The following is a 23,146-nucleotide window of genomic DNA, read 5'->3' as shown; positions in this document are numbered from 1 at the left end:
CTTCACAAACCCGCCCCGTTCCCGCAACCTGCCCTGAAGCCTGCGGATCAACAGCGGGCAGCACAGGGGAGGAACCGATGACCAGATTCGCAACGCCCGCGGATGTAAAGGCCATTGAGGCCGAGGCCGCCTGGGAAGACCGCGGCCAGGCGCGCAGCATGTACGAATTCCTGAGCCGCGCACGGGATGCCCATGGCGACCGGCCGGCGATCAGCTATCAGCTACTTTCGGGGCCGGGGACGAAGAAGGTCACGCTGACATGGTCGGAACTGCATGGCCAGGTCACGCGGGCTGCGAACCTGTTCCGATCTCTCGGTGTGGGGGAAAAGGACGTGGTCGCCTACATCCTGCCAAATGCGCCGGAGACTGCCGTCACCCTGTTGGGGGGGGCGGTGGCGGGGATCGTGAATCCGATCAACCCCTTGCTTGAACCGGAAAAGATAAGCGCCATCCTGCGCGAGACGAATGCCAAGGTCGTGGTCACGCTGAAGGCCTTCCCCAAGACCGACCTGCCCCAGAAGGTTTCGGAAGCGGTCCAGTTCGCGCCGAACGTGCGGACGGTGCTGGAGGTGGACCTGGTGCCCTATCTGTCCGGGCTGAAGAAGGTCATCGTGCCCTGGATCCGGCCGAAGAATCCGCCGCAGCATACTGCCAACATCAAGGATTTCGCCGTCGAGATGGCGAAAATGCCGGCCGACCGGCTGACCTTCAGGGACAGCCACCACGACCGCGTTGCCGCCTATTTCCACACCGGCGGCACCACCGGCATGCCCAAGGTCGCGCAGCACAAGGTTTCCGGCATGGTCTACAATGGCTGGCTTGGGGCCAGCCTGCTGTTCAAGCCGACCGACGTGGTGATGTGCCCTCTGCCCCTGTTCCACGTCTTCGCCTGCTATCCGATCCTGATGTCGATGATCGCCAGCGGTGCGCATGTGGTCTTTCCCACCCCGCAGGGCTATCGGGGCGAGGGGGTGTTCGACAACCTGTGGAAGCTGATCGAACGCTATCGCGTGACCTACCTCATCACCGTCCCGACGGCGCTTGCCGCGCTGATGCAGCGCCCGGTCAATGCCGACATCTCCAGCCTCAAGAACGCCTTCTCCGGTTCCTCGCCCCTGCCGGTCGAGCTTTACAACCGCTTCAGGAAGGAAACCGGTATCGAGATCGTCGAAGGCTACGGCCTGACCGAAGCGACCTGCCTTGTCTCGATCAACCCGCCAGAGGGCGTGAAGAAGATCGGGTCCGTCGGCCTGCCGTTTCCCTATACCCATGTCCGCATCCTGACCAGTCAGGGCGCCATCGGCTTTCGCGAATGCGCGGTTGACGAGGTGGGCGAGATCTGCATTTCGAACCCCGGCGTCTACGCGGGCTCGACCTATACCGAGGCCGACAAGAACCACGAATTGTTCGCCGAAGGCCGTTTCCTGCGCACCGGCGACCTGGGCCGGATCGACGCCGACGGCTATCTGTTCATCACCGGACGGGCGAAGGATCTGATCATCCGGGGCGGGCACAACATCGACCCGGCGGTTATCGAAGAGGCGCTGATGGGGCATGAGGCGGTGGCCTTCGTCGGTGCGGTCGGCCAGCCCGATGCCCACGCGGGCGAACTGCCCTGCGTCTATGTCGAACTGGTCAAGGGGGCCTCGGCCACGGTTGACGATCTGATGGCCTATGCCAGCCAGCACATCCACGAACGCGCAGCCCTGCCCAAGTATCTGGAGGTGCTGCCCGAACTGCCCAAGACAGCTGTCGGCAAGGTCTTCAAGCCTGATCTGCGGCGGCTGGCGATCGCGCGCGTATTCGATGCGGCACTGTCCGAGGCAGGGATCCCCGCCCGCGTGGGCGTGGTCGTCGAGGACAAGAAGCGCGGCCTTGTCGCCAGGCTGGATCGCCTCGCCCCGGTCGAGGATGCGGCAGTAGCAGCCGTTCTGGGCCAGTTCAGCAACCCGTGGGAATGGAATTCCTGACCCGCCCCCCTGATCTGGGGTTGTCCCGAACTCTCCCGAGACCTGCCCCGAAGATGACTAAAAGATTCATTTGCCTGAATCGTGACCAGGGGCGAAAAGCGATCTGGGAACGAAACAGACGGGACGGGAAAGATGGGACTGCACATGTTCGCTGCCGCCGCGGCGCTGGCGGTTGTCGGGGGGGCTGCCTCGGCACAGCAATCCGAGGTCCTGTTTTCCCACAAGCATTGGCAGGTCGAAATCGTCGGCTGGGATGACGGGTCACTGGGCTGCGTGGCCCAGGTCTCGGCGCCCGGCGAAAGTTTCTCGATCTGGACCTTCCCGGATGGGTCGGTGCAGCTGCAGTTCTATTCGACCGCCTGGCAGTTCGGCGAGGGGGACAGGGCCGACCTGCAGGTTCAGATCGACCGCCGCGCGCCGTGGAACCTGACCAATGCCGAGCTTTACAAGAATTCGGTTCTGTTCTTTCTTCCGGATGACAAGGCGGGGGTCGATTTCATTGTCGAGGTCGCCAGAGGCAACCGGCTGTATCTGCGCACGGCCGCCGGTTCGGATGTGCAGAACTATTCGCTGGCCGGGTCGCGGGCTTCGATTGATGCGCTTGTCGAATGCGGCAACGTGATCCAGCGGCAGACGCCGGGCAACCCGTTCAACTGACGGCCTAAAGCTGGTCGGTGTCCATCCAGATGGTCACCGGCCCGTCGTTCACAAGACTTACGGCCATGTCGGCGCCGAATCGGCCATTGGCGACGGGCACACCCTCGGCCCGCAGCCTGTCGCTGAAATGGTGATAGAGCCGCTCGCCCAGATCGGGCGGTGCGGCGGTGGAAAAGCCTGGCCGGTTGCCGCGCAGGTCGGCGGCAAGCGTGAACTGGCTGACAACCAGCGCGCCGCCGCCGATGTCACGGATGGAGAGGTTCATCTTGCCGAATTCGTCCCGGAACACCCGCAGCTTCGCGACCTTTGCCGCCAGCCGTTCCGCCTGCGCCTCGGTGTCGCCGGCCATGGCGCAGACAAGGATCAGGAACCCCGTGCCAGTCGCGCCGACCAGCTCGCCGTCCACACGCACCTCGGCATGGGTGACGCGCTGGAGAACCGCCCTCACAGTTCTACCTCCCAGGGGGGATTGGCCCCCGCACGGCTGACCGTGACCGCAGCCGCCCGCGTGCCAAGGTCAAGAGCCGCATCCAGCGTGGCATCCGGCAGTGCCGCCACCCCGGCTTTCGTCAGCACCCGGGCGCGATGCAGGGCCGCAAGCACGCCCGCGTTGAACGTATCGCCCGCGCCGACCGTATCTACGACCGCAACCTTCTGGGCCGCCACAAACCGGTTCTGTGTTGCAGTCACCGCGCGCGCGCCCCTTGCACCTTCGGTGACGAACACGACTTTCGGACCCCTTGACAGGATGCCGCGCGCGAGCTCCGTCGGGTCTCCCGGGCCTTCCAGCCAGTGCAGGTCCTCGTCCGAAAGCTTCACGATATCGGCCCGAGCGATCATCCGCCCGATGCGGTCGCGGTAGGCGGCTTCCTTGCCGGCGATGAAGCCGGGGCGGATGTTGGGGTCGATCATGGTGACACGGGTGCCGCATTCGCGCGCCTGGAACGCTTCGTAGGTCGAGGCGGCCGGGTCGTTCACCAGGCTGATGCCTCCGAAGAACAGGGCCTGCACATCGGGCGGAAGGTCGGGCAGATCGGCGGTGGAAAGCATCCTGCCCGCCGTCGCCTCGTCATAGAACGCATAGGTTGCCTGACCGTTCACCAGCTTGACGAAGGCCACGGTCGTGGGGCGGTCCGACCGCGCGAGGAAACGGGTATCCACCTTCGAGGCGACCAGCGCATCCGCCAGGATTTCGCCAAGCATGTCGGTCGAGACACCGGAAAAGAACGCCGACGGCGCCCCAAGCCGCCCAAGCGCGATGGCCGTGTTGAACACGGCGCCCCCGGCGTAAGGGGCAAAGCAGGCCTCGCCCTCGGTCGATGTCCGGGGCAGCATGTCGATCAGGGCTTCGCCGCAACTCAGAATCATCGTCCCCTCCCTTGGCCCTCGGCAGGATAGGGTGCCGTGGCCGTTAGCGCAAACAGCGTGCCGAAGCCCCGGTTGCACATAGCGTTCGTGATTCCCTGATGCCAGAAGCTTTTCGCCTTGATCAAGGTCATGGCGCAAGCCGGTCAACGCACCAGAATGCCCGCATTCAGCAAAAGAATGGGAGGATTCCATGGTAGAGAAGTCAGCACCGGGCAGCTTCTGGCCCAGCCTTTACGAGCCGTTCCGCATGATGGGCTCCCGTCTGGCAGACTGGCTGTCGCCTGCCGCCGAAGCCAGCCAGAGCGGCGACAGCTACAGGATCGCGATGGAGCTGCCGGGTGTGGGCGAGGACGATGTCCAGGTGACGGTCGAGGATGGCGTCCTGCAGGTGAAGGGCGAAAAGAAGAGCGAACGCGAAGAAAAGGGCGATACCTGGTATTTCTCGGAACGCCAGTTCGGCAGCTTCAGCCGCAGCTTCCGCCTGCCGTCCGATGCAGATTCGGCCGGTGTGAAGGCCGAGATGAAGGATGGAGTCCTGACCGTGACCGTCCCCAAGAAGCCCGAGAAGAAGGCCGCCGCGCGCGTGCCGATCACGAAGGGCTGAAGAACCGGGCAAGATTGGCCCTCACCCGGGCAAGCGGGGTTTCCCCGCTTGCATCGGGGATGAAGGGTTGGCCGGTGATGCGTTCGTAGGCGTCGATATAGACCATCGCGGTCTTTTCGATCATCTCCTCGGGAATCGCGGGAATCGGGTCGCGGTAGGGATCGCAGCGCGCCACCACCCATGAGCGGATCACGTCCTTGTCGAAGCTGGGCGGGCGGGTGCCGGCCTCGAACGCCTTGGCATAGCCCTCGGCGATCCAGTAGCGGCTCGAATCAGGGGTGTGGATCTCATCGGCCAGCAGGATGTTGCCCTGGGCATCGGTGCCGAATTCGTATTTCGTGTCCACAAGGATCAACCCGCGTTCGGCCGCCATCTGCTGGCCGCGCGCGAACAGCGCCAGCGCCTTTGCGCTGACCTCGTTCCACTGCGCCTGCGTCAGCAGACCTGTTCCGACGATCTCTGCCGCCGTCAGCGGCTCGTCGTGGCCGCCGTCGAAGGCCTTGGAGGTGGGAGTGATGATCGGCTGCGGCAGGGCCTCGTTGTCGCGCAGCCCGTCGGGCAGGCGGTGGCCATACATCTCGCGCTTGCCTGCCCGGTATTGCGTCAGGATGGAAGTCGAGGTGGTGCCGGCCAGATAGCCGCGCACGACGATTTCCACCGGCAGGATCGTCACCCGCTTGCAGTGCACCACGTTCGGGTCGGGGTAGCCGATGACGTGGTTCGGGGCGATGTCGGCGGTCCGGTCGAACCAGTAGCGCGCAAGCTGGGTCAGGACCTGGCCCTTCCACGGTATCACCGCAAGGATGCGGTCAAAGGCGGAAATCCGGTCGGACGAGATCAGAAGGCGCGTGCCGTCAGGCAGGTCGTAGCAGTCGCGCACCTTGCCGTAATAGGGGTTCGGCAATTCGGGGATCCGCGCTTCGGGCAAGCGGCGGGAAAGGTCGATCTTCGGCATGGCAGGCCCCCGGTAAGCTGCCTGCTTCTTGGGCTTTCACGCCCCCAAGTCAAGCCGGGCAGTCGAGGCTGCCGCGCATTTCGCCGCTGTCGCCCCTGAGGCTGTGTTCAAGCAGGCGACATCCGGTGACACGCGGGATCAGTTCGATCATGGTGGCACGGATTGCCTGATGTTCCCCACGTCGGGCATGGCCAAGGCGGATGACCTCGACCCGTTCACCCTTCTGAAAGACGGTGTAGTTGCGCCCCGCCACCGTGACATCGGTGCGGGTCGCCCCCATGAACTCTACCGCCGGTGAGGCGCCGCAGGCGGCAAGGAACATCATTGGAAAGGTCCATCTCATGCCGCCAGCATGGACGGGACTGGTTAACAGCTGGTTAAGTCACCCCTTTGCCAGATCCTCGAACAGACGCGCCACGCCTTCTGCGCCGGGGTCGTTGTGACCCTTCAGCTTGTCGGCCGCCAGATAGCTTGCCCGGCCCGCCTTGGCGCGTGTCATTGCGGCTGTGGCGTTGGCCCCTTCACGCGCTGCCCTTGCCGCAGCGGCCAGTCCGTCCGGCATGGCCGCCAGCGCCGGGGCAAGCGCGTCGATCATCGTGCGGTGGCCGGGGGCGGCGCCGCCCACCTGCATCACGCGGTCAAGTCCCGCGGACAGGGCGCCGATCCAGGGCTTGCCCGAGGCCGAGGCATCGCCCGCTGCGGCGAAGAAGATCGCAAGCAGGACGCCGGACGAGCCGCCCATCGTCTGCGACAGTTCCATGCCGATGGCACGGTAAAGCTGCGTGGGGTCGGCCAGGGGCAGGCGGTCCAAGGCCGCCAGAAGCGCCCTTGCGGCCCCGGCAAGGGTGCTGCCTGTGTCACCGTCGCCGGACTTGGCATCCAGCTGGTTCAGGTCGGCCTCGCAGGCGATGAGCGCCTTGCAGCACCGCTCGATCAGCGCCCGGCGGGCGGGGTGGGCGGAGGGCACTGGCTGGATCGGGGCAAGCCCGTCGGGCAGGGGGCGCACGGCGACCTGCCCGAACGGGGAGAGGCCCGGCCAGGCATGAGGGGCCACGGGCGCAGCAAGACTGGTGACCTGTGCGTGGTCCACCGGCAGCAGCGAGACCGAGAAGCCGTGCATGTCGAGCGAGGTCATCAGCGGCGCGGGGCCGATCATCCACTTGACCTTGGCGCCCAGGGGCGAACGGGCAAGTTCCTCGGCCAGGACCGACATTTCCAGGGGCGTGGTGGAGCCGAGGTTGTTCAGAAGCGCCACATGGTCGCCCGGCCCGGTATGGGGCAGCAGCTTCTCGGCCACCATCTGCATGGCCGAACGCGCACCGTCGAAATCGACCTGTTCGATCCCGGCCTCGCCATGGATGCCAAGGCCCAGCTCGGCCTTGCCGGCGCCGATGCGCTCTTCTTTCGGCGAGCCGGGGACGGTGCAGGTGTCCAGCGACATGCCGATGGAGATGGCGCCCTTGATCACCGTCTGGGCGGCCTCGGTGATCGTGTCGAGGTCTGCGCCGGATTCGGCCATGGCACCGGCGATCTTGTGGACGAAAAGCGTGCCGGCGACCCCGCGCGCCTGGGGCAGGTCGGGCAGCGCCACGTCGTCATCGACGATGACCATGGAAACCTTCAGCCCGAAGGCCCGGGCGCGTTCGGCGGCCAGGCCAAAGTTCAGCCTGTCGCCGGTGTAGTTCTTGACGATCAGCAGGCAGCCGGCCTTGCCGGTGACCGCAAGAATGCCCGCCAGCACGGCATCCACCGAAGGCGAGGCGAAGACATCGCCGCATACCGCGGCCGTGAGCATCCCCTGCCCGACGAAACCGGCGTGGCTAGGTTCATGCCCCGACCCGCCACCCGAGACCAGCGCCACCTTCGACCGGTCCCAGTCGGTGCGGACAATGACCTTGATATGCGGGTACCCGTCGAGCCGCGCCAGCTTGCCGCCGGAGGTGCGCAGAAGGCCGTCGATGGCCTCGGTTACAAGCGTGTCGCGGGAGTTGATGAACTGCTTCATGGCTGCGGCCTTTCAGATGCGGTTGCCGTCGCGGTCGAACCAGAGGGGGTTCAGCGGGCGGATGTGCAGGGTTTCGCCCGGGGTCAGGGTGCTGTGCGGGTCGGTCAGCGTCACCAGCGCATGGGGGCCAAGTGTCAGGTGCAGGCGGGTCTGATCGCCCAGATGTTCGATGCGCTGGATGATGGCCGCCTTGCCCTCGCCGGTGATGATGTGTTCCGGGCGCAAGCCGATCGTCGCGGCGCCATGTGGTGCACCGGGGAAGGCATCGGCGGGCAACAGGTTGATGTGCGGCTGGCCAAGGCGTGAGGCGACATAGGTCGAGACGGGGTTTTCGTAGATTTCGCGGGGCGTTCCGAACTGGACGAGGCGGCCTTGGTCGAGAACGCCGATATGGGTCGCCATGGTCATCGCCTCGATCTGGTCGTGGGTGACGTAAAGGAAGGTTGCGCCCAGATCCTGGTGGATGCGCTTCAGCTCCACCCGCAGATCGGCGCGCAGCTTGGCGTCCAGCGACGAAAGCGGTTCGTCCATCAGGTAGATGCGGGGGTTGCGCACCAGCGCGCGGCCGATCGAGACGCGCTGCATCTCGCCGCCAGAAAGCGCGGTGGCCCTGTTGTCCAGCTTGTGCGGTATCCGCAGCACCTCGGCCACTTCCCGCACACGGCGGGCGATCTGGTCCTCGGGCATGCGGATCATGGGCGAGCGGAGCGGGAAGGCCAGGTTGTCGCGCACGCTGAGATGGGGGTAGAGCGAATACTGCTGGAAGACCATCGCCACGTCGCGCTGGGCGGGGGTGTCGTTGACCACAGACGCGCCGGCGATGCGGACATCTCCGGTGTCAGGTTTCTCCAGCCCCGCGATCAGTCGCAGCGTCGTGGTCTTGCCCGCGCCGGTAGGTCCGAGGAGCACGACAAAGGCGCCATCGGGAATGGTCATCGAGACACCCCTCAGCGCCTGTGTTGCGCCGAAGGATTTTGACAGGTCGGAAAGCGTGACCTCAGCCATGAAACACCCCGGCATTGGCGGCGGTACGGAAGGCGCGGCCGCTGGTGGCGTCGAAAAGCGAGAGGCGCGGCGTGTTAAGGGCAAGGCCGGTCAGGTCGCCGACCCTCGCCGGCAGGGTCGAGGGTGTGCGCGCCTTCACAGTGCCATGCGGCGTGGAAAGCGTGACGATCTGGGTTGTGCCCAGGTATTCCACCGCCTCGATGCGGGCCCGCAGAGGTGCAACGTCCGACAGCGTGACATGTTCGGGCCGCACGCCAAGCACCAGCTTGCCTGCCGCATCCTCCTGAAGGGCGGGCAGGTCGATGGGCGTATCGCCCAGCGTGACCGTTGTTCCGCCCGCAGCCACCGCTCCTTCGAAGCGCAGGAAGTTCATCGCCGGGCTGCCGATGAAATCGGCCACGAACAGCGTGGCGGGATGGTCGTAGATTTCTTGCGGCGTGCCGAACTGTTCGACGACGCCGTGGTTCATCACCACGATCTTGTCGCCCATCTGCATCGCCTCCAGCTGGTCGTGGGTGACATAGACGGTGGTCGCCCCCATCCGGTCGTGCAGCGCGCGCAGCTCCTCGGCCATGATCTCGCGGAACTCGGCGTCCAGCGCGCCAAGCGGTTCGTCCATCATGAAGGCCTTGGGGTTCCTGACGATCGCGCGGCCCAGGGCGACACGCTGGCGGTCGCCGCCGGAAAGCCCGCCCACGCCTTTGTCGAGCAGATGCTCGATCCGCAGAATGCGGGCGACTTCAGCCACCTTGCGCTGAACCTCGGCCTTTGGCACCCCCTGGCTGACCAGCGGATAGGCGATGTTCTTGCGCACGTTCATGTGCGGATAGAGCGCGAACATCTGGAACACCATGGCGATGTCGCGCTGGCTGGCGGGCTTCTGGCTGACATCCTCGCCGTCGATCAGGATCTGGCCGCTGGTCGGCAGCTCCAGCCCTGCGATCATGCGCAGGGTCGTGGTCTTGCCGCAGCCCGAGGGGCCGAGCAGCATGAAGAATTCGCCATCCCGGATGGTGAAGGTCGAGCCCTGCACCGCGGTGAAGGCGCCGAATTCCTTGCGGAGGTTCTTGATGACGATCTCGGACAAGGCTTACTCCGGGAAATGCGAGACGATGATGAACATCACCGTCCCGACCAGCGTCACGAGGAAGGACCAGGTATAGGCCCACAGGAAGAAGGGCTGCATCAGCATCACCACGCCCAGCGCGATCAGGATCGTGGCCAGCATCTCCCAGGGGCCGCGACGCAGGCGCAGAAGGCCGGAGAGGAAGGCGGTCATTTGCGGACGGCTCCGAAGGTGATTCCGCGCAGCAGGTGCTTGCGCAGCAGGATGGTGAAGATCATCACCGGCAACAGGAACAGGGTCGCCCCGGCAGCCACGGCGGGCCAATCCTGGCCGCCGACGCCGATGATCGTGGGAATGAATGGCGGCGCGGTCTGGGCGTTGCCCGAGGTCAGGAGCACGGCGAAGGCGTATTCGTTCCAGGCGAAGATCAGGCAGAAGATCGCGGTCGAGGCGATGCCGGTTGCTGCCTGGGGCAGGACGACCTTCCGGAAAGCCTGGAAGCGGGTGTAGCCGTCGATCAGCGCGGCCTCTTCATATTCGCGCGGGATCTCGTCGATGAACCCCTTCAGCAGCCAGACGGCGAGCGAAATGTTCACCGCCGTGTAGAGCAGGATCATCCCCAGATGCGTGTCCGACAGGCCCAGCTCGCGATACATGAGGTAAATCGGGATCGCGACGGCGATGGGCGGCATCATCCGGGTCGAGAGGATGAAGAACAGGAGGTCGTCCTTCAGCGGCACCTTGAACCGGCTGAAGGCATAGGCCGCCAGCGTGCCGAGGAAGATCGACAGAAACGTGGAGCCAAACCCGATGATGACCGAGTTCATGAACCTTTCGCCAAACCGCGACTGCCCGGCGATGACCATGCCCTGGTCGCGGACGATCCGGTCATACCAGGTCTCGGGCGGGGGCAGGGCGGCAAAATCCTCGGCCGCGATGCGGGTGCGGGTGGTGAAGAGGTTGACGTAGCCTTCGAGCGAAGGTTCGAAGATCACCTTCGGCGGGTAGGAGATGCTGTCCGGTCCGGTCTTGAAGCTGGTGGAGATGATCCAGACCAGCGGCAGCAGCGTGATGAGCGTGTAAAGGGCAACCAGCAGGCCGGCGAGCCATTTCGAAGCCTTCGAAGGTTCGGTGACGGAATAGGCGCTCATCGATGCGCTCCCGATCTGACGGAGTGCCCCCCAACCCCATCCCTCCCCCACTTAGGGGGGAGGGAGGCGCGGGATGGATGCGCTGGCGCGACACGGCCGGGCCGGGCATGGGGGTGGGGGGGCTGGGGCACTGGTGTGACCATGGGCGTCACCGCTCCTTCACCTTGTTCAGGGCCTTGACGTAGATCGAGGCCAGGCCGAAGACCGTGACGAACAGGATGATCGCATAGGCGCTGGAATAGCCGGTGCGCCATTTCTCGAAGGCCTCGCGTTTCAGGTCGATCGAGGCGAGCAGTGTCTCGTTCCCCGGCCCGCCGCCGGTCAGCAGCACCACCATGTCGAACATCTTGAAGTTCTCGATGCCACGGAAAAGCACCGCCAGCATCAGGAACGGCAGCACCATCGGCACGGTGATCGTCCAGAACTGCCGCCATTTCGAGGCACGGTCCACTTCGGCCGCTTCATATATGTAATCGGGAATCGACCGCAGGCCGGCAAGGCAGATAAGCATCACGAAGGGCGTCCACATCCAGGTGTCGACGATGATGATCGACCATTTCGCCAGCCCGCCAGGGCCAAGCATGGAAAAGCTGGAGGCCGGAATGCCGGTAACCAGCTCTACCGCATAGTTCACCAGCCCGATCTGCGGCTGGTAGAGGAAGGTCCAGAAGTTGCCGACCACAGCGGGCGACAGCATCATCGGCAGCACGATCAGCGTAGTCAGAAGGTCGTTGCCCCTGAATTTCCGGTTGATCAGCCAGGCCAGGGTGAAGCCGATCACCACCTGCAAGAAGATGGTCCAGACCAGGAAATGCGCCGTGGTCTGCATGTTGGCCCAGATGCCGTCGTCGGTCAGGATCCGGGTGTAGTTCCGCAGGCCGACCCATTCCACCTCGCGGTTCGGGCGGTTGGCGGCGTAGTTCGTGAAGGAAAGCCGCACCGTCCAGATCAGCGGGAAGATGTTGATTGCCAGGAGCAGGAAGATCGTGGGCGCCACGAAGAGCCAGGCGATGGTGCGGTCGGACAAGCCCCGGACACGGCGGGCTATGGGGGCGGGCGTGGCCCGGGCAGCGGCTTCGATGGGGTTGGTCATCGGGTGATCCGGTGCAGAAAATGTTGGCGCAACGAGGCGGCTGCGCGCTTCCCCTTCCCCTGCATGGGGGAGGGAGAGGGAGGGGGTGCCCCCCGCCCCCATCCCCTCCCCACGAGGGGGAGGGGAGCAGCCGGGCGGGAGGCGTCGCGCAGTGGGGGACTAGAGCTTGCCTTCGTCCTGGAAGACTTCGGTCCAGTCGGCGATCAGGCCGTCCAGGGCCTCTTTCGCAGTGCCCTGGTCGGCGACGATGTAATTGTGCAGCCTGGCCTGCATGGCCAGCAGGAGCTGGGCATAGGCCGGTTCCTGCCAGAAGTCCTGCACGCCGTTCATCGCCTCGAGGAAGTCGCCCGCGAAGGGTGCGGTGTTGACGAAGTTCGGATCCTCCAGCACCGCCTTGTGGCAGGAATAGCCACCCGCCGCCCACCATTTCTTCTGCACTTCCGGGTCGGCGAACCATTTGATGTAGGCCAGCGCACCATCCATGTTGTCGGTGTTGGCCACCACGCTGATGCCCTGGCCGCCCAGGGTGGAGGCGGCCACATTCTGCGGCGGGTTCACGAAGAAGTCGATCTTGTCGCCGCCCACGTTCGGATCGGCATAGAGGCCGGGGAAGAAGGCGAACCAGTTCATCGCCATCGCGACCTGGCCCGACTTGAAGGCATCCAGCGACTGTTCCATGTAGGCGTTGTCATAACCCGGAGGTGTCGCGGTCTTGTAAAGCTCCTTGTAGAATTCAAGGGCTTCCACCGCCTCGGGGCTGTTCACCGCACCTTCCATGTCATAGCTGCCTGGGGTGTTTTCATACTTGAAGCCCCAGGCATAGAGCGCGCCGGTCGCGCCCATGGTGATGCCTTCCGAGCCGCGCTCGGTGAAGATCGAGGCGCCATAGACCGTCTTGCCGTCGATCTCGCGGCCCTGGAAGAACTGGGCGATCTGGAGAAGCTCCTTCTGGCTTTGCGGTTCGCGCAGGTCCTGGCGGGTGGCCTCCTTGTAGGCGGCCTTGATGTCGTCGCGGTTGAACCAGTCCTTGCGATAGAACCAGCCGTTCGCATCACCCATGGCAGGCAGCGCGTAGTAGTTCGGCGTACCCTTCGGCCAGGTCGAATAGGCATAGACGGTCGCCGGGGCGAAGTCGTCCATGCTGATGCCTTCCTTGTCGAAGAAGTCGTTCAGCTTGACATACCAGCCGTTCTCGGCCGCGCCCCCGATCCACTGGCTGTCGCCGATCAAGAGGTCGCAGAGCTGGCCGCCGGAGTTCAGCTCGTTCAGGATGCGGTCGGCGAAGTTCGGCCAGGGCACGAATTCGAACTTCATCTTGATGCCGGACTGGGCCTCGAAGTCCTTCGACAGCTCGACCAGCGCGTTTGCCGGATCCCAGGCGGCCCAGCAAAGCGTCAGTTCGTTGGCCTGCGCATTGGCCTGTGCCGCCCATGCCAAGGCAAGGGCCGCCGAGGCGGCAAGAGTGGTCCGTTTCATGCAATCCTCCCGATCAAGGTTGTGGCGTGCCCGTGCGGATGCCGGGCCTTCTTTGGATTGACGTGACGATAGGCACGGGGCAGGCCTTCTGTAAAGCATTTTTGAGGAACGTACCTCATTTTGTCGCGCAGGATTCGGCCGGAACGATCCGAGGGCGTGTCAGGCAGCGGCGGCCGGGTTCTGGCGGACCGAATCGGGGGCCGGCGGCAGGTTCTCGCGCAGGACGATCTCGATGCGGATCTGTTCCTGCCCCTCGTCCAGCGGCAGATTGTCGGCCTTGGCGCGCAGCACGCGCAGGGTCGAGCGCGCAAGGTGGCCCAGGTTCTGCGTGATGACGGCTGTGACCGTTCCGGCCTCCAGCGCCCCCCGCATGTGTGGTGTCAGTTCGTGGCAGATGACGGTCAACCGGCCGGAGAGCCCCATTTCTTCAACAATCTGGGTCAGAGAACGATGACCGTTTCCCATGGCGTAGATGCCGCGCACATCCGGCGCATGGAGCAGGGTTTCTGCCACGACCTGCCGCAGAAGCCGTTCCGATCCGTGGGTTTCCAGCGAAGGCAGCACCTCGATGGCCGGAAAATCGCGCAGCATCACCTCGTCAAAGCCGCGGCGGCGTTCGATCATGTCGCGGGCCAGCAGCGACTGGCCGATCACCATGACCTGGGCCGGCCCTCCACCCAGGAACCGGCCCATCAGCACACCGGCCGTCCGGCCTGCGGCGCGGTTGTCGATGCCGACAAAGTGATCACGGCCTGTATTCGGCAGGTCCGAGACCAGTGCCACGACCGGCAGTCCCCTGGCGCGCAAGCCACGCACCGCATCGCGCAGGACCGGGGTTTCCGGCGCCATCAGCGCGACCCCGGCGTAGCCGCGCCCTGGCAGGCCCGCCAGTAGCGCCGCCAGCGCGTGCGGATCTTCGGCCGGAAAACGCAGCAACTTCAGTTCGATCCTGGCGGTCGCCGCCTGCGAGCCGGCCTCGATCAGCGCATCGGCAAGGCTTTGAACAAATTGGCTTTCCGTATCTGGCAGCAGCACCGCCATGCGGTAACTGCGGCTTCGCGCCAGATTGGCTGCGGTGAGATCCCGAACATAGCCCAGCCGGGCGATGGCTTCGTTCACTGCCCTGATCGTCTTTTCCCGCACGCCGGGGCGCGCGTTGAGAACCCGGTCCACGGTGGCAAGGCTGACGCCCGCTTCGCGCGCGATGTCATTCACGGTAGGTCGCACGGACTGCTCCCGAAACCCTTTCCCCGACTATCGGGCGCGGCCTGAGGTACGTCAATCACGATTTCCGTGCAGAGCATCCGCGCCGGCTGCGGATTCCGCTGCAATTCCCCGTCACATGGGATACACCCAGCCCGAAACCGGAGGATCCCATGCGCACCCTGCTTTGTTACGGCGATAGCAATACCCACGGCACGCTGCCCGCGCCCTATCTGGGCTTCACCGCCCGCTACAGCCGGGAAGAACGCTGGACGGAGCGGCTGGCGCGGCTTCTGCCCGACTGGGAAGTGATTGCCGAAGGTCAGCCAGGCCGGACGACGGTGCACGATGACCCGGTGGAAGGCGCACACCGTAACGGCCTTACGGTGTTGCCCGCGATCCTGGAAAGCCACCGGCCGGTGGATGTGGTTCTGCTGATGCTGGGAACCAATGACCTGAAGGAACGCTTTTCGGTCAATGCGGGCGACATCGCGCTGTCTCTGGAGCGGCTGGTGCGCGTGATCCGGGCCTCGGGCTGCGGGCCCGAAGGGTCCGCGCCGGGGGTGCTTCTGGTCGCGCCGCCGCCGATCGAGGAGGCCGGGTGCCTTGCCGGCATGTTCGCCGGAGGTGCAGCCAAGTCGCGGGCGCTGGCCCGAGAGATCGAGGCCGCGGCACAGCGGCTGGATGTGCCCTTCCTTGATGCCGGTCAGGTGGTGCGCGTCTCGCCCGTGGACGGCATCCATTACGAGGCCGGCGCGAATGCCCCCCTGGCCGAAGCCTTTGCCGAGGCGATCCGGCGGAATTTTCCCGCCTGATGTCGACTTCCCGCTTTCCGGCCTGCCGCGCCCGTTGCAGGATGACTGAAAAGGTGTTCCCATGACCCGCCACGACCCCGCCTTGTCCGCCCCCGCCCTCTCTGCCCTGTCCGAGTTGCGCGCGAATGTCTCCGTGCCGTTCGAGCGCGCTCATGCCATGCCGAAATCGGTCTATACCTCGTCCGAATTCGCCGAGGCCGAACAGCGCCACATCTTCGCGAAGGAATGGCTGTGTGCGGGCCGGGCAGATGCTCTGGCCAACCCCGGTGATTATCTGACGATGGATATCTCGGGCGAGCCGATCATCATCCTGCGTGACCGGGACGGCACGCTGCGCGCCATGTCGAATGTCTGCCGCCACCGGATGAGCACGCTTCTGGAAGGGCGGGGCAACGTGCGCAGCATCGTCTGCCCCTACCATGCCTGGACCTACAATCTTGACGGATCCTTGCGCGGGGCGCCTGCGATGGCGCTGAACGAAGGCTTCTGCAAGGAAGACGTCAGGTTGCCGACGGTGCGCGTCGAGGACTGGCTTGGCTGGATCATGGTCACGCTGAACCCGGACGCGCCAAGCCCGCACGAGGCGCTCAAGGATGTCGAAAGCCTTGTCGGTTATCTTGACATGGCCAGTTACCGCGAAACCTTCCGCGAGGAATTCCGCTGGGCGACGAACTGGAAGGTGCTGGCCGAGAACTTCATGGAAAGCTACCACCTTCCCGTCTGCCATCAGGGCACAATCGGTGGCACGGTGGATCTTCTGAAGATGACCTGCCCGGAAGGCTATCCCAGCTTCAACTATCACTACATCGTCAAGAACGACACGCTGCCTTTGTCGCTGGCGCACCCGTCGAACACCACGCTGCAGGGCGACCAGCGCCGCATCACCTGGCTGCTGTCGATCTATCCGGCGCTGCTGATCACGCTGACGCCGGGCTATTTCTGGTATCTCAGCCTGACGCCCGATGGCCCCGGTTCGGTCAACGTGCTTTTCGGTGGCGGGATGAGTGCCGACTGGTGCGCCGACCCCGAGGCCGAAAAGCATCTGGCCGCGCTCAAGGCGCTGCTTGATGAGGTCAACATCGAGGACAAGGGCTGCGTCGAACGGGTCTATCGCGGATTGTGCGCCAACATGTCGGCTCCGGGTGCGCTGAGCCATCTGGAACGGCCGAATTTCGAATTTGCGCGATACATCGCCTCGCGGATGCCCTGAGCGGCAGGGAATCAGACAATTCCGGCCAATGCCTGCGCGGAAATCTGTTGCGCCCGGTCTTGACGGCAGGGCGCGGCGGTTCACCCTTGGCCCATGCAGAACGCCCTGATCGTCGCCCATGGCCAGCCCTCCGACCCCGGCCCTGCCGCCCGTACGCTGCAGGGGCTGGCCCGGCGTGTGGCGGGGCTGCTTCCGGGCTGGCAGATCAGCTCGGCGACGCTTGCCGAATCGGGCGCCCTGTCGCGGGCGGTCGAAGGCTCCGCCGCAGGGCTGGTCTTCCCGCTGTTCATGGCCGGGGGGTGGTTCACCCGGGTCAATATTCCGGGAAAGCTGGCCGAGGCTGGCGCGAAGGTCGGTCCGGGGGGCTGGACGGTGCTGGAGCCCTTCGGTTGCGATCCGGCGGTCCACGATCTTTGCGTCCGGCTGGTGCAGGAGGCCGGCGGGGAAGAGGTGATCCTTGCCGCACACGGGTCGTTCAAGTCCTCGGCGCCATCCGACATCGCCTGTCACGTGGCTGACCGCATCGCACAGGAAACCGGCGCTCGGGTCCGCACCGGTTTCATCGACCAGGCGCCGCAGCTGTCCACGCTTGCCGGCTTCGGCGACATCTGCCTGCCCTTCTTTGCCGCCGAAGGCGGGCATGTTGCCGATGACATTCCCGCCGCGCTTGATGCCGCCGGGTTCCGAGGCCGTATCCTTCCGCCCGTGGGTGTCGATACGCGCGTTCCGGGCATCATTGCTGCGGCGCTGATGCGCGGCACCCCGGTCTGCGCCCGATCCTGCCGATGGGCGCGTCCGGCGGGCTGATCGCCTGCCTTCCGTTGCAACCCTGTAACCCGATGTGACCCGGCACCCCTTACGCCCGGATGTGCGCAGGCATATGACAGGCGCTAACATCCGAAGGGGCAGGTCATGCGGACAGACAGGCAGGCGGCGCGGGCGCGCTGGGCGGTGGCGGCGATGTTCCTGGCGAACGGCTTCGTCATGGGCGCCTGGGCACCACAGATTCCGCTGCTGATGCCGCGCCATAATGTGACTGAATCGGTTCTGGGCCTGCTGATTCTGGTCCTTGGCCTGGGGGCTGTAACAGCGATGCTGTTCGCCGGCAGGCTTATTGCGCGTTTCGGGGGGCGGCTGGTGCTGTCGGTCTTTTCGCTCGCGCTGATCCCGGTTCTGCCGATGGTGGTCTTTTCGCCAAATCTTTGGCTGCTGGCCGCCTTCATGGCGATCTTCGGCGCGATGGTCGGCTGCATGGATGTGGCGATGAACGCCCAGGCGGTCGAGATAGAACGCCGCGTGAACCGCGCGATCATGTCGTCCAGCCACGGATTCTGGAGCCTTGGCGGTTTCTTCGGCGGCTCGGCCGGGGCCTGGGTCATCGCGCATCGCGGGTCCGAAGAGCAGTCGTTGCTGACGGCCGCCGTGGTTGCGGTGATCGTATTCGGTGCGATGCCCTTCCTGCTGCCCTCTGATCGGGCTGCGCGGATTCCTGCGAACGCGCCGAAAGGTCCGCGGCTGTTTCCGAAGGATGTCCATGTCTGGCTGTTGGGCTTCCTTGCGCTGTTCGCCATGGTGCCGGAGGGCGCGGTGCTGGATTGGGCGGCAATCTATCTGCAGAAGGAGCTGGGTTCCGATGTCTTCGTCTCGGGACTGGGCTTTGCCTTCTTCGCAGGCGCGATGGCGGTGATGCGCTTTGCCGGCGACGGCGTACGCAACCGTTTCGGCGCGGTGCGGACCCTGCGGGTTTCCGGCCTGCTGGGCGCGGCCGGGATGATGGGCGGGGCCCTGGCGCCCTGGGACTGGCTGGCGATCGCCAGCTTCGCGGTGACGGGTTTGGGCATCGCCAACATGGTGCCGATCCTGTTTTCGGCCGCCGGCAATCATCCGCGACTGCCCTCGGCCAGCGCGATTTCCATCGTCACCATGGTCGGCTATTGCGGCATCCTGGTCGCGCCCTCGACGATCGGCTTCCTGGCCGAACATGCAGGCTTCAGACCGACCTATGCGGGCCTGTCGGTTCTGTTGGTGATCGTGGCCCTTCTGGCCGCGCGGGCGGCCGATGCCGACGGTGCGCGCCGCCTACCGCCCGCCGAAGCCAGGCCCGCCTGAAATTCAGCGCGGCGGCACGGGGCACAATGCGCTCCATCGAGGTGCCGCTGTGGTCCGATCCGCGCGGCCAGATCCGAATCGCGCGGGCGCTGCCGATCAGGGCCCACCCATGTAGTCGCGTTTGCCCAGTTCCACTCCGTTATGGCGCAGGATGTCGTAGGCGGTGGCGACGTGGAAAAAGAATTGCGGCAGGGCGTAGAAGGACAGGAAATCCTCGCCCTTCAGCACCATGTCATGGCCCCCGGCCTTGAAGTGAATCTCCCGCTCGGCGGCATGGGCGAAGTCCTCGGGCTGGAAGCCGCCCATGTAGCCCCGCGCAGCGGCGATGCGGTCCTTCAGTTCGGGGAAGGTAGTCTCGGTGTCGGGGAAGCACTTCGGCTCGGCTCCGGCAAGGCGGGCGGTGCCGCGGGCAGCGAAGTCGCACGCCAGCTGCACCTGTTTCACAAGCGGGAACATGTCGGGAAACAGGCGGGCCGACAGGATGACTTCGGGCTTGATCTTCCGCGCCTCGCAATGCGCCTCGGCCTTGGCGAGGATGGCGGACAGGGCGGCAAGGAAGCGGTCGAAGACAGCGACGGAACGGCGATGCATGGCGGGTCTCCTTTCGGATTCAGGGTCGGGCGGCGCGGGCAGACTGTCAAGCCACGGGCCGGGGCAGGGTACCGGAATTCGGAAGGAATCCCGGCCCCTTTGCCGCAACGCAGACCGGAACGCGCCATGGCGCGCCCAAAGTCATACGCCAAGGCACCAGCGCATGATGGCCTTCTGGGCGTGCAGGCGGTTCTCGGCCTCGTCGAAGATCACCGAATGCGGGCCGTCCATCACCGCGCTGGTTGCCTCGTCGTTGCGGTGCGCGGGCAGGCAGTGCATGAAAAGTGCGTCCGGCTTGGCGCGCGACATCAGCTGTTCGTTGACCTGATATGGTCGCAACTGGTTGTGGCGGCGCTCCTTGGCGGATTCGGGATCGTGCATGCTGACCCAGGTATCCGTCACCACCAGATCGGCACCCTCGACCGCGGTGAAGGGGTCGCGCTGGATGGTGACCCTGGATCCCTTGTCGCGGGCGAACTGGATGAACTTCTCTTCCGGGTCCAGTGTTTCCGGCCCGGTGAAGGTGAAGTCGAAGCCGAACTGTCCCGCGGCATGAAGGAAACTGGCGCACACGTTGTTGCCGTCGCCGCACCAGACGACCTTCTTTCCGGCGATGGGCCCGCGGTGTTCCTCGTAGGTCATCACGTCGGCCATGATCTGACAGGGATGGGTGCGGTTCGTAAGCCCGTTGATCACCGGAACGGTGGCATGTTCGGCCATCTCGAGGAGCGTCGCCTCCTCGAAGGTGCGGATCATGATGAGATCGACATAGCGGCTGAGAACCCGGGCCGTATCGGCGATGGTCTCGCCATGGCCAAGCTGCATTTCCTTGCCCGACAGCACCATGGTCTCGCCGCCCATCTGCCGCACACCCACGTCGAAAGAGACGCGGGTGCGGGTCGAAGGTTTCTCGAAGATCAGCGCAACCATGTGGCCTTTCAGCGGCTGATGGTCGTCGGGCGCCCCTTTCGGGCGTCCGTTCCTGGCGGCCTTCATCGCCCGCGCGTTGTCGATCATTGCCCGCAGATCGGCGGGGGAGGTCTTGTGGATGTCGAGGAAGTGGTTCATGTCATTTCGCTTGTTGGACCCGGGTGCCGGGGGGTTCACACCCCCGGACCCCCGTGAGTATTTGGGAAAAGAGCAAGTCAGGCGGCTTTCTCGAAATAGCCGGCCGCCTGGTCGAGGCGGATGAGCGCCTCGGCGATGTCTTCATCGGGGATGTTCAGCGCTGGCAGGATGCGCAGGACATTATCGGCCGCAGCTACCGTCAGGACGCCTGCATCGTAGCCCGCCTTCACCACGTCCGCAGGCGCAACCCTGCACTTGAGGCCAAGCATCAGGCCCTCGCCGCGGACGGCCTCGAACACGGACGGATGGCACGCGACCAGGCTTTCGAGACCCTGCCGGAACATGGCGCCCTTGCGGGCGACCTCGGAAAGGAAGGCAGGGTCGGAGACCAGCTCAACGACCTTTGCTCCCACAGCACAGGCCAGCGGATTGCCGCCATAGGTAGAGCCGTGCGTGCCTGCGGTCATTCCGCTGGCCGCGCGTTCGGTGGCCAGCACCGCGCCCAGCGGGAAGCCGCCACCGATGCCTTTGGCGACGAGCATGATGTCCGGGGTCATGCCGGCCCATTCATGTGCGAAAAGGCGCCCGGTGCGACCCATGCCGCACTGTACCTCGTCGAGGACAAGAAGCGTGCCGGTCGCGTCGCACAGGTCGCGCAGGCCCTTGAGGCACTGATCGGGCACGACACGGATGCCGCCCTCGCCCTGGATCGGTTCGATGATGACGGCGCAGGTCCGTTCGGTGATGGCGGCGCGGATGGCAGCGTGGTCGGCCTCGCCCGCAGGCCATTTGAGGTGGACGAAGCCGGGCATCAGCGGACCGTAGCCCTTGACCATCTTTTCCGATCCGGCCGCCGCGATCGCGCCGGTCGACCGGCCGTGGAAGGCACCTTCGAAGGCCACGATCTCCACCCGTTCCGGGTGGCCGTTCTCGTAATGGAACTTGCGTGCCATCTTGATGGCAAGCTCGGTCGTCTCGGTGCCGGAATTGGTGAAGAAGACGGTATCGGCGAAGGTGCGCTCCACCAGAAGATCGGCCAGCCGTTCCTGTTCCGGGATGCGGTAGACGTTCGAGACGTGCCAGAGCCTGGCGGCCTGGTCCGTCAGCGTCCTGACAAGGTCGGGATGGGCGTGGCCCAGGGCGTTCACCGCAATCCCGGCGCCGAGATCGAGATATCGGCGCCCGTCCTCGGCCTCGAGCCAGCTTCCCGCACCCCGGACAAAGGCCAGGGGAGCGCGGTTGTAGGTCGGCAGAACGGACGGGATCATGGCAGGGTCCTTTGCAATGCAAGGCCAATGGGTGCCCGAGGGCGGTGGCCTAGTCAACGTCTCTGGAGGTTTGACCGGAGGGCGCACATGCAGAAAGGCCATCCGGCGACGGCAGGATGGGTTCAGACGCAGCGGCGTCGGTGCGTGGCGAGAAGCGGGCGTGTTCCTGCGGTCATGGTTGCCCGATTAGCGCGCAGGCGCATCCGGGTAAACCGGAATCTGCCCGGTGCGTTCGCCCTGCTGCCGGATTCGCAGCAGAGATCGGGTGCCTCCCTTGCCGGAAGGTTTGGCATCGCGCTTGTGAACCGCTTGTGCGATCTTCTATGGAACCTTCAAGAAGGCCGCGGTGCGTGCCGAATGCCCGGGAAGACAAGGACAGAGCAGCAGTGCCGGTCTACCAGTTCGGATTCCTTGCCTTCGACCAGTTCAGTTTTGCCGACGACACAGGTCAGTCCGGGGTTGAACGGGTCGGGGCTGGCGCGGCCCGGGGCTTCTGCGTCCCGGGCGCTCGGTTCTGGCTGAACCCCGGAGGCCCGGCAACAACGACCGTCTGGGTGCGGCATGGTGAGCCCGCCATGACCCATGCCGCGGCCGACGATGGCCGGGTGCAGCCGGTGGTCGCTGCCGCAAGCCCGTTCGGCACGCCGGGCGCCCGCGTCGGTCTGGAATGCCGGATCATCGCGCGGTCGAACCGGGTGCCGCATCAGGACCATGTCTTCCACATGGTCAGCATCGACGATGTGAAGGTCGGCGTGATCGGCGAGATCCCGCCCGACCCGGACCTGCACTACACGATCGTCGCGGCCATCGACCCGCTGCCCGGCGATGCCCTGCGGCTTCTTGGATTGAACGGCCCGATCGCGCCAGATGATGCGCCCGTCGGCCCGGCTGGCTGGGCAAGCCTGTTCGGTCTCGCCCAGGGCGCGCTGATCGACACGCCGGACGGCCCGCGCAAGATCGAGGAGCTGCGGGTGGGCGATCTGGTCACGACGCTGGACAACGGCTCGCAGCCGCTGCGCTGGATCGGAAGCCGTGCCATCCCGAGGGAGGTCTTCCTGCACCGGCCCGAACTTCGGCCCGTGCTTTTCGAGGCCGCGGCCTGCGGCAACATCCGGCCGCTTCTGGTCTTGCCGGGCCACCGGATGCTGTTGCACGACTGGCGGGCCGAAGTCTTCTTCGGCGAGGAACAGGTCCTGATTGCAGCGAAGGCGCTGGTGAACGGCAATACGATCCGCCAGGTGGTGCCGCAGGCGCAGGCGCAGGCGACCTTCTGCCACCTGCTGTTCGACCGGCATGAGGTGATCCTGGCCGAGGGTGCGCTGTTCGAAAGCTTCCATCCGGGCAAGGCCGGCCTTTTGGCGCTGGATGCTGCCCAGCGGCAGGAGATCGCGGCGCTCTTTCCGCACATGCCCCTGGAACGCCGAAGGGCGGCCTTCCCGATCGTTGGGTCGGCAGAAGCACGAGTGCTTGCCCTTCCCGGATGAGCCTTGCGTGGCTGCCCTTGCAGCCACCGGCCTGGCGCGGATAGAATG

At 65.3% G+C, this 23,146-nt stretch carries 23 protein-coding genes; 8 read left to right on the top strand and 15 right to left on the bottom strand.

What is annotated here, in order from left to right:
* Window positions 1-77 precede the first annotated feature (77 nt).
* Both EZM81_RS06320 and EZM81_RS06315 read left to right on the top strand, forming a co-directional pair.
* Window positions 78-1,970 carry an acyl-CoA synthetase gene (locus tag EZM81_RS06320; RefSeq protein ID WP_136645165.1) on the top strand — a complete coding sequence of 631 codons (1,893 nt, stop codon included), beginning with the start codon at window positions 78-80 and terminating at the stop codon, window positions 1,968-1,970.
* Between the two features lie 132 nt (window positions 1,971-2,102).
* The gene (locus tag EZM81_RS06315) at window positions 2,103-2,627 is read left to right on the top strand and encodes a hypothetical protein (RefSeq protein WP_135449255.1); all 525 of its coding nucleotides are present in this window, start codon (window positions 2,103-2,105) and stop codon (window positions 2,625-2,627) included.
* Window positions 2,628-2,631: 4 nt separating this feature from the next.
* Here EZM81_RS06315 and dtd read toward each other — a convergent pair whose 3' ends face one another.
* A complete protein-coding gene (gene dtd / locus EZM81_RS06310) occupies window positions 2,632-3,075 on the bottom strand; it encodes a D-aminoacyl-tRNA deacylase (protein ID WP_135449254.1) in 444 nt (147 codons plus the stop codon).
* Window positions 3,072-3,995, bottom strand: coding sequence for a carbohydrate kinase (locus tag EZM81_RS06305; RefSeq protein ID WP_136645164.1), 924 nt, complete (start codon window positions 3,993-3,995; stop codon window positions 3,072-3,074). Before EZM81_RS06305 ends, dtd begins: the two co-directional genes overlap by 4 nt.
* A gap of 190 nt (window positions 3,996-4,185) precedes the next feature.
* Here EZM81_RS06305 and EZM81_RS06300 point away from each other — a divergent pair, with 190 nt between their 5' ends.
* Window positions 4,186-4,599, top strand: a complete 414-nt coding sequence (locus EZM81_RS06300) for an Hsp20/alpha crystallin family protein (protein ID WP_136645163.1) — start codon at window positions 4,186-4,188, stop codon at window positions 4,597-4,599.
* Here EZM81_RS06300 and EZM81_RS06295 read toward each other — a convergent pair.
* The 10 genes from EZM81_RS06295 to EZM81_RS06250 form a co-directional block, all read right to left on the bottom strand.
* Complete coding sequence (locus tag EZM81_RS06295) at window positions 4,586-5,554, bottom strand: phosphoribosylaminoimidazolesuccinocarboxamide synthase (RefSeq protein WP_135449251.1); 969 nt, start codon at window positions 5,552-5,554, stop codon at window positions 4,586-4,588. The two genes, EZM81_RS06300 and EZM81_RS06295, sit on opposite strands and share 14 nt — an antisense overlap.
* 49 nt (window positions 5,555-5,603) lie before the next feature.
* On the bottom strand, window positions 5,604-5,897 hold the full coding sequence (locus EZM81_RS06290) for a hypothetical protein (RefSeq protein ID WP_136645162.1): 294 nt from the start codon (window positions 5,895-5,897) through the stop codon (window positions 5,604-5,606).
* 39 nt (window positions 5,898-5,936) lie between these two features.
* Window positions 5,937-7,559 (bottom strand): dihydroxyacetone kinase subunit DhaK, encoded by a 1,623-nt coding sequence (locus EZM81_RS06285; protein ID WP_136645161.1) that lies wholly within the window; start codon window positions 7,557-7,559, stop codon window positions 5,937-5,939.
* Window positions 7,560-7,571: 12 nt separating this feature from the next.
* Window positions 7,572-8,564: an ABC transporter ATP-binding protein gene (locus EZM81_RS06280; protein ID WP_136645160.1), complete on the bottom strand. Its 993-nt coding sequence runs from the start codon at window positions 8,562-8,564 to the stop codon at window positions 7,572-7,574.
* A complete protein-coding gene (locus tag EZM81_RS06275) occupies window positions 8,557-9,651 on the bottom strand; it encodes an ABC transporter ATP-binding protein (protein WP_135449247.1) in 1,095 nt (364 codons plus the stop codon). The genes EZM81_RS06280 and EZM81_RS06275 overlap by 8 nt, the downstream gene beginning before the upstream one ends.
* A gap of 3 nt (window positions 9,652-9,654) precedes the next feature.
* The gene (locus tag EZM81_RS06270) at window positions 9,655-9,843 is read right to left on the bottom strand and encodes a hypothetical protein (RefSeq protein ID WP_135449246.1); all 189 of its coding nucleotides are present in this window, start codon (window positions 9,841-9,843) and stop codon (window positions 9,655-9,657) included.
* Window positions 9,840-10,781: a carbohydrate ABC transporter permease gene (locus tag EZM81_RS06265; protein ID WP_135449245.1), complete on the bottom strand. Its 942-nt coding sequence runs from the start codon at window positions 10,779-10,781 to the stop codon at window positions 9,840-9,842. The genes EZM81_RS06270 and EZM81_RS06265 overlap by 4 nt, the downstream gene beginning before the upstream one ends.
* A 148-nt stretch (window positions 10,782-10,929) precedes the next feature.
* Window positions 10,930-11,874 carry a carbohydrate ABC transporter permease gene (locus EZM81_RS06260; RefSeq protein WP_135449244.1) on the bottom strand — a complete coding sequence of 315 codons (945 nt, stop codon included), beginning with the start codon at window positions 11,872-11,874 and terminating at the stop codon, window positions 10,930-10,932.
* A gap of 159 nt (window positions 11,875-12,033) precedes the next feature.
* Window positions 12,034-13,350: an ABC transporter substrate-binding protein gene (locus EZM81_RS06255; protein ID WP_136645159.1), complete on the bottom strand. Its 1,317-nt coding sequence runs from the start codon at window positions 13,348-13,350 to the stop codon at window positions 12,034-12,036.
* Between the two features lie 159 nt (window positions 13,351-13,509).
* Window positions 13,510-14,577: a LacI family DNA-binding transcriptional regulator gene (locus EZM81_RS06250; protein WP_136645158.1), complete on the bottom strand. Its 1,068-nt coding sequence runs from the start codon at window positions 14,575-14,577 to the stop codon at window positions 13,510-13,512.
* 149 nt (window positions 14,578-14,726) lie between these two features.
* On the opposite strand from EZM81_RS06250, the gene EZM81_RS06245 reads away from it, so the two are divergent.
* The 4 genes from EZM81_RS06245 (at window position 14,727) to EZM81_RS06230 (ending at window position 18,687) form a co-directional block, all read left to right on the top strand.
* Window positions 14,727-15,368, top strand: coding sequence for an SGNH/GDSL hydrolase family protein (locus EZM81_RS06245; RefSeq protein WP_136645157.1), 642 nt, complete (start codon window positions 14,727-14,729; stop codon window positions 15,366-15,368).
* A 61-nt stretch (window positions 15,369-15,429) separates the two neighbouring features.
* The gene (locus EZM81_RS06240) at window positions 15,430-16,578 is read left to right on the top strand and encodes an aromatic ring-hydroxylating dioxygenase subunit alpha (RefSeq protein ID WP_135449240.1); all 1,149 of its coding nucleotides are present in this window, start codon (window positions 15,430-15,432) and stop codon (window positions 16,576-16,578) included.
* Window positions 16,579-16,671: 93 nt separating this feature from the next.
* On the top strand, window positions 16,672-17,385 hold the full coding sequence (locus tag EZM81_RS06235; RefSeq protein WP_136645156.1) for a sirohydrochlorin chelatase: 714 nt from the start codon (window positions 16,672-16,674) through the stop codon (window positions 17,383-17,385).
* Window positions 17,386-17,490: 105 nt separating this feature from the next.
* The gene (locus EZM81_RS06230) at window positions 17,491-18,687 is read left to right on the top strand and encodes an MFS transporter (RefSeq protein WP_136645155.1); all 1,197 of its coding nucleotides are present in this window, start codon (window positions 17,491-17,493) and stop codon (window positions 18,685-18,687) included.
* Between the two features lie 96 nt (window positions 18,688-18,783).
* Here the strand turns inward: EZM81_RS06230 and EZM81_RS06225 are convergent, their stop codons facing one another.
* The 3 genes from EZM81_RS06225 to EZM81_RS06215 form a co-directional block, all read right to left on the bottom strand.
* A complete protein-coding gene (locus tag EZM81_RS06225) occupies window positions 18,784-19,278 on the bottom strand; it encodes a DUF1993 family protein (RefSeq protein ID WP_135449237.1) in 495 nt (164 codons plus the stop codon).
* A gap of 141 nt (window positions 19,279-19,419) precedes the next feature.
* Window positions 19,420-20,346, bottom strand: coding sequence for an ornithine carbamoyltransferase (gene argF, locus EZM81_RS06220; protein WP_135449236.1), 927 nt, complete (start codon window positions 20,344-20,346; stop codon window positions 19,420-19,422).
* 77 nt (window positions 20,347-20,423) lie between these two features.
* The gene (locus EZM81_RS06215) at window positions 20,424-21,614 is read right to left on the bottom strand and encodes an aspartate aminotransferase family protein (RefSeq protein WP_136645154.1); all 1,191 of its coding nucleotides are present in this window, start codon (window positions 21,612-21,614) and stop codon (window positions 20,424-20,426) included.
* A gap of 386 nt (window positions 21,615-22,000) precedes the next feature.
* On the opposite strand from EZM81_RS06215, the gene EZM81_RS06210 reads away from it, so the two are divergent.
* Window positions 22,001-23,098, top strand: a complete 1,098-nt coding sequence (locus EZM81_RS06210; RefSeq protein WP_169052320.1) for a Hint domain-containing protein — start codon at window positions 22,001-22,003, stop codon at window positions 23,096-23,098.
* The last annotated feature ends 48 nt before the right edge of the window (window positions 23,099-23,146 follow it).

Origin of the sequence: Tabrizicola sp. YIM 78059 (genome assembly GCF_004959785.1) — a bacterium.
GTDB classification, from domain to species: Bacteria; Pseudomonadota; Alphaproteobacteria; order Rhodobacterales; family Rhodobacteraceae; genus Tabrizicola; species Tabrizicola caldifontis.
Note: the sequence above shows the minus strand (reverse complement) of the source record. Positions and strands in the feature narration are given on the sequence as shown.

Coding starts and splice junctions, on each gene's coding strand:
- EZM81_RS06235 (WP_136645156.1), top strand. CDS start 16,672: ATGCAGAACGCCCTGATCGTCGCCCATGGCCAGCCCTCCGACCCCGGC.
- EZM81_RS06240 (WP_135449240.1), top strand. CDS start 15,430: ATGACCCGCCACGACCCCGCCTTGTCCGCCCCCGCCCTCTCTGCCCTG.
- EZM81_RS06255 (WP_136645159.1), bottom strand. CDS start 13,350: ATGAAACGGACCACTCTTGCCGCCTCGGCGGCCCTTGCCTTGGCATGG.
- EZM81_RS06285 (WP_136645161.1), bottom strand. CDS start 7,559: ATGAAGCAGTTCATCAACTCCCGCGACACGCTTGTAACCGAGGCCATC.
- EZM81_RS06270 (WP_135449246.1), bottom strand. CDS start 9,843: ATGACCGCCTTCCTCTCCGGCCTTCTGCGCCTGCGTCGCGGCCCCTGG.
- EZM81_RS06320 (WP_136645165.1), top strand. CDS start 78: ATGACCAGATTCGCAACGCCCGCGGATGTAAAGGCCATTGAGGCCGAG.
- EZM81_RS06305 (WP_136645164.1), bottom strand. CDS start 3,995: ATGATTCTGAGTTGCGGCGAAGCCCTGATCGACATGCTGCCCCGGACA.
- argF (WP_135449236.1), bottom strand. CDS start 20,346: ATGAACCACTTCCTCGACATCCACAAGACCTCCCCCGCCGATCTGCGG.
- EZM81_RS06245 (WP_136645157.1), top strand. CDS start 14,727: ATGCGCACCCTGCTTTGTTACGGCGATAGCAATACCCACGGCACGCTG.
- EZM81_RS06225 (WP_135449237.1), bottom strand. CDS start 19,278: ATGCATCGCCGTTCCGTCGCTGTCTTCGACCGCTTCCTTGCCGCCCTG.
- EZM81_RS06315 (WP_135449255.1), top strand. CDS start 2,103: ATGGGACTGCACATGTTCGCTGCCGCCGCGGCGCTGGCGGTTGTCGGG.
- EZM81_RS06230 (WP_136645155.1), top strand. CDS start 17,491: ATGCGGACAGACAGGCAGGCGGCGCGGGCGCGCTGGGCGGTGGCGGCG.
- EZM81_RS06290 (WP_136645162.1), bottom strand. CDS start 5,897: ATGAGATGGACCTTTCCAATGATGTTCCTTGCCGCCTGCGGCGCCTCA.
- EZM81_RS06260 (WP_135449244.1), bottom strand. CDS start 11,874: ATGACCAACCCCATCGAAGCCGCTGCCCGGGCCACGCCCGCCCCCATA.
- EZM81_RS06300 (WP_136645163.1), top strand. CDS start 4,186: ATGGTAGAGAAGTCAGCACCGGGCAGCTTCTGGCCCAGCCTTTACGAG.
- EZM81_RS06215 (WP_136645154.1), bottom strand. CDS start 21,614: ATGATCCCGTCCGTTCTGCCGACCTACAACCGCGCTCCCCTGGCCTTT.
- EZM81_RS06280 (WP_136645160.1), bottom strand. CDS start 8,564: ATGGCTGAGGTCACGCTTTCCGACCTGTCAAAATCCTTCGGCGCAACA.
- EZM81_RS06265 (WP_135449245.1), bottom strand. CDS start 10,781: ATGAGCGCCTATTCCGTCACCGAACCTTCGAAGGCTTCGAAATGGCTC.
- EZM81_RS06295 (WP_135449251.1), bottom strand. CDS start 5,554: ATGCCGAAGATCGACCTTTCCCGCCGCTTGCCCGAAGCGCGGATCCCC.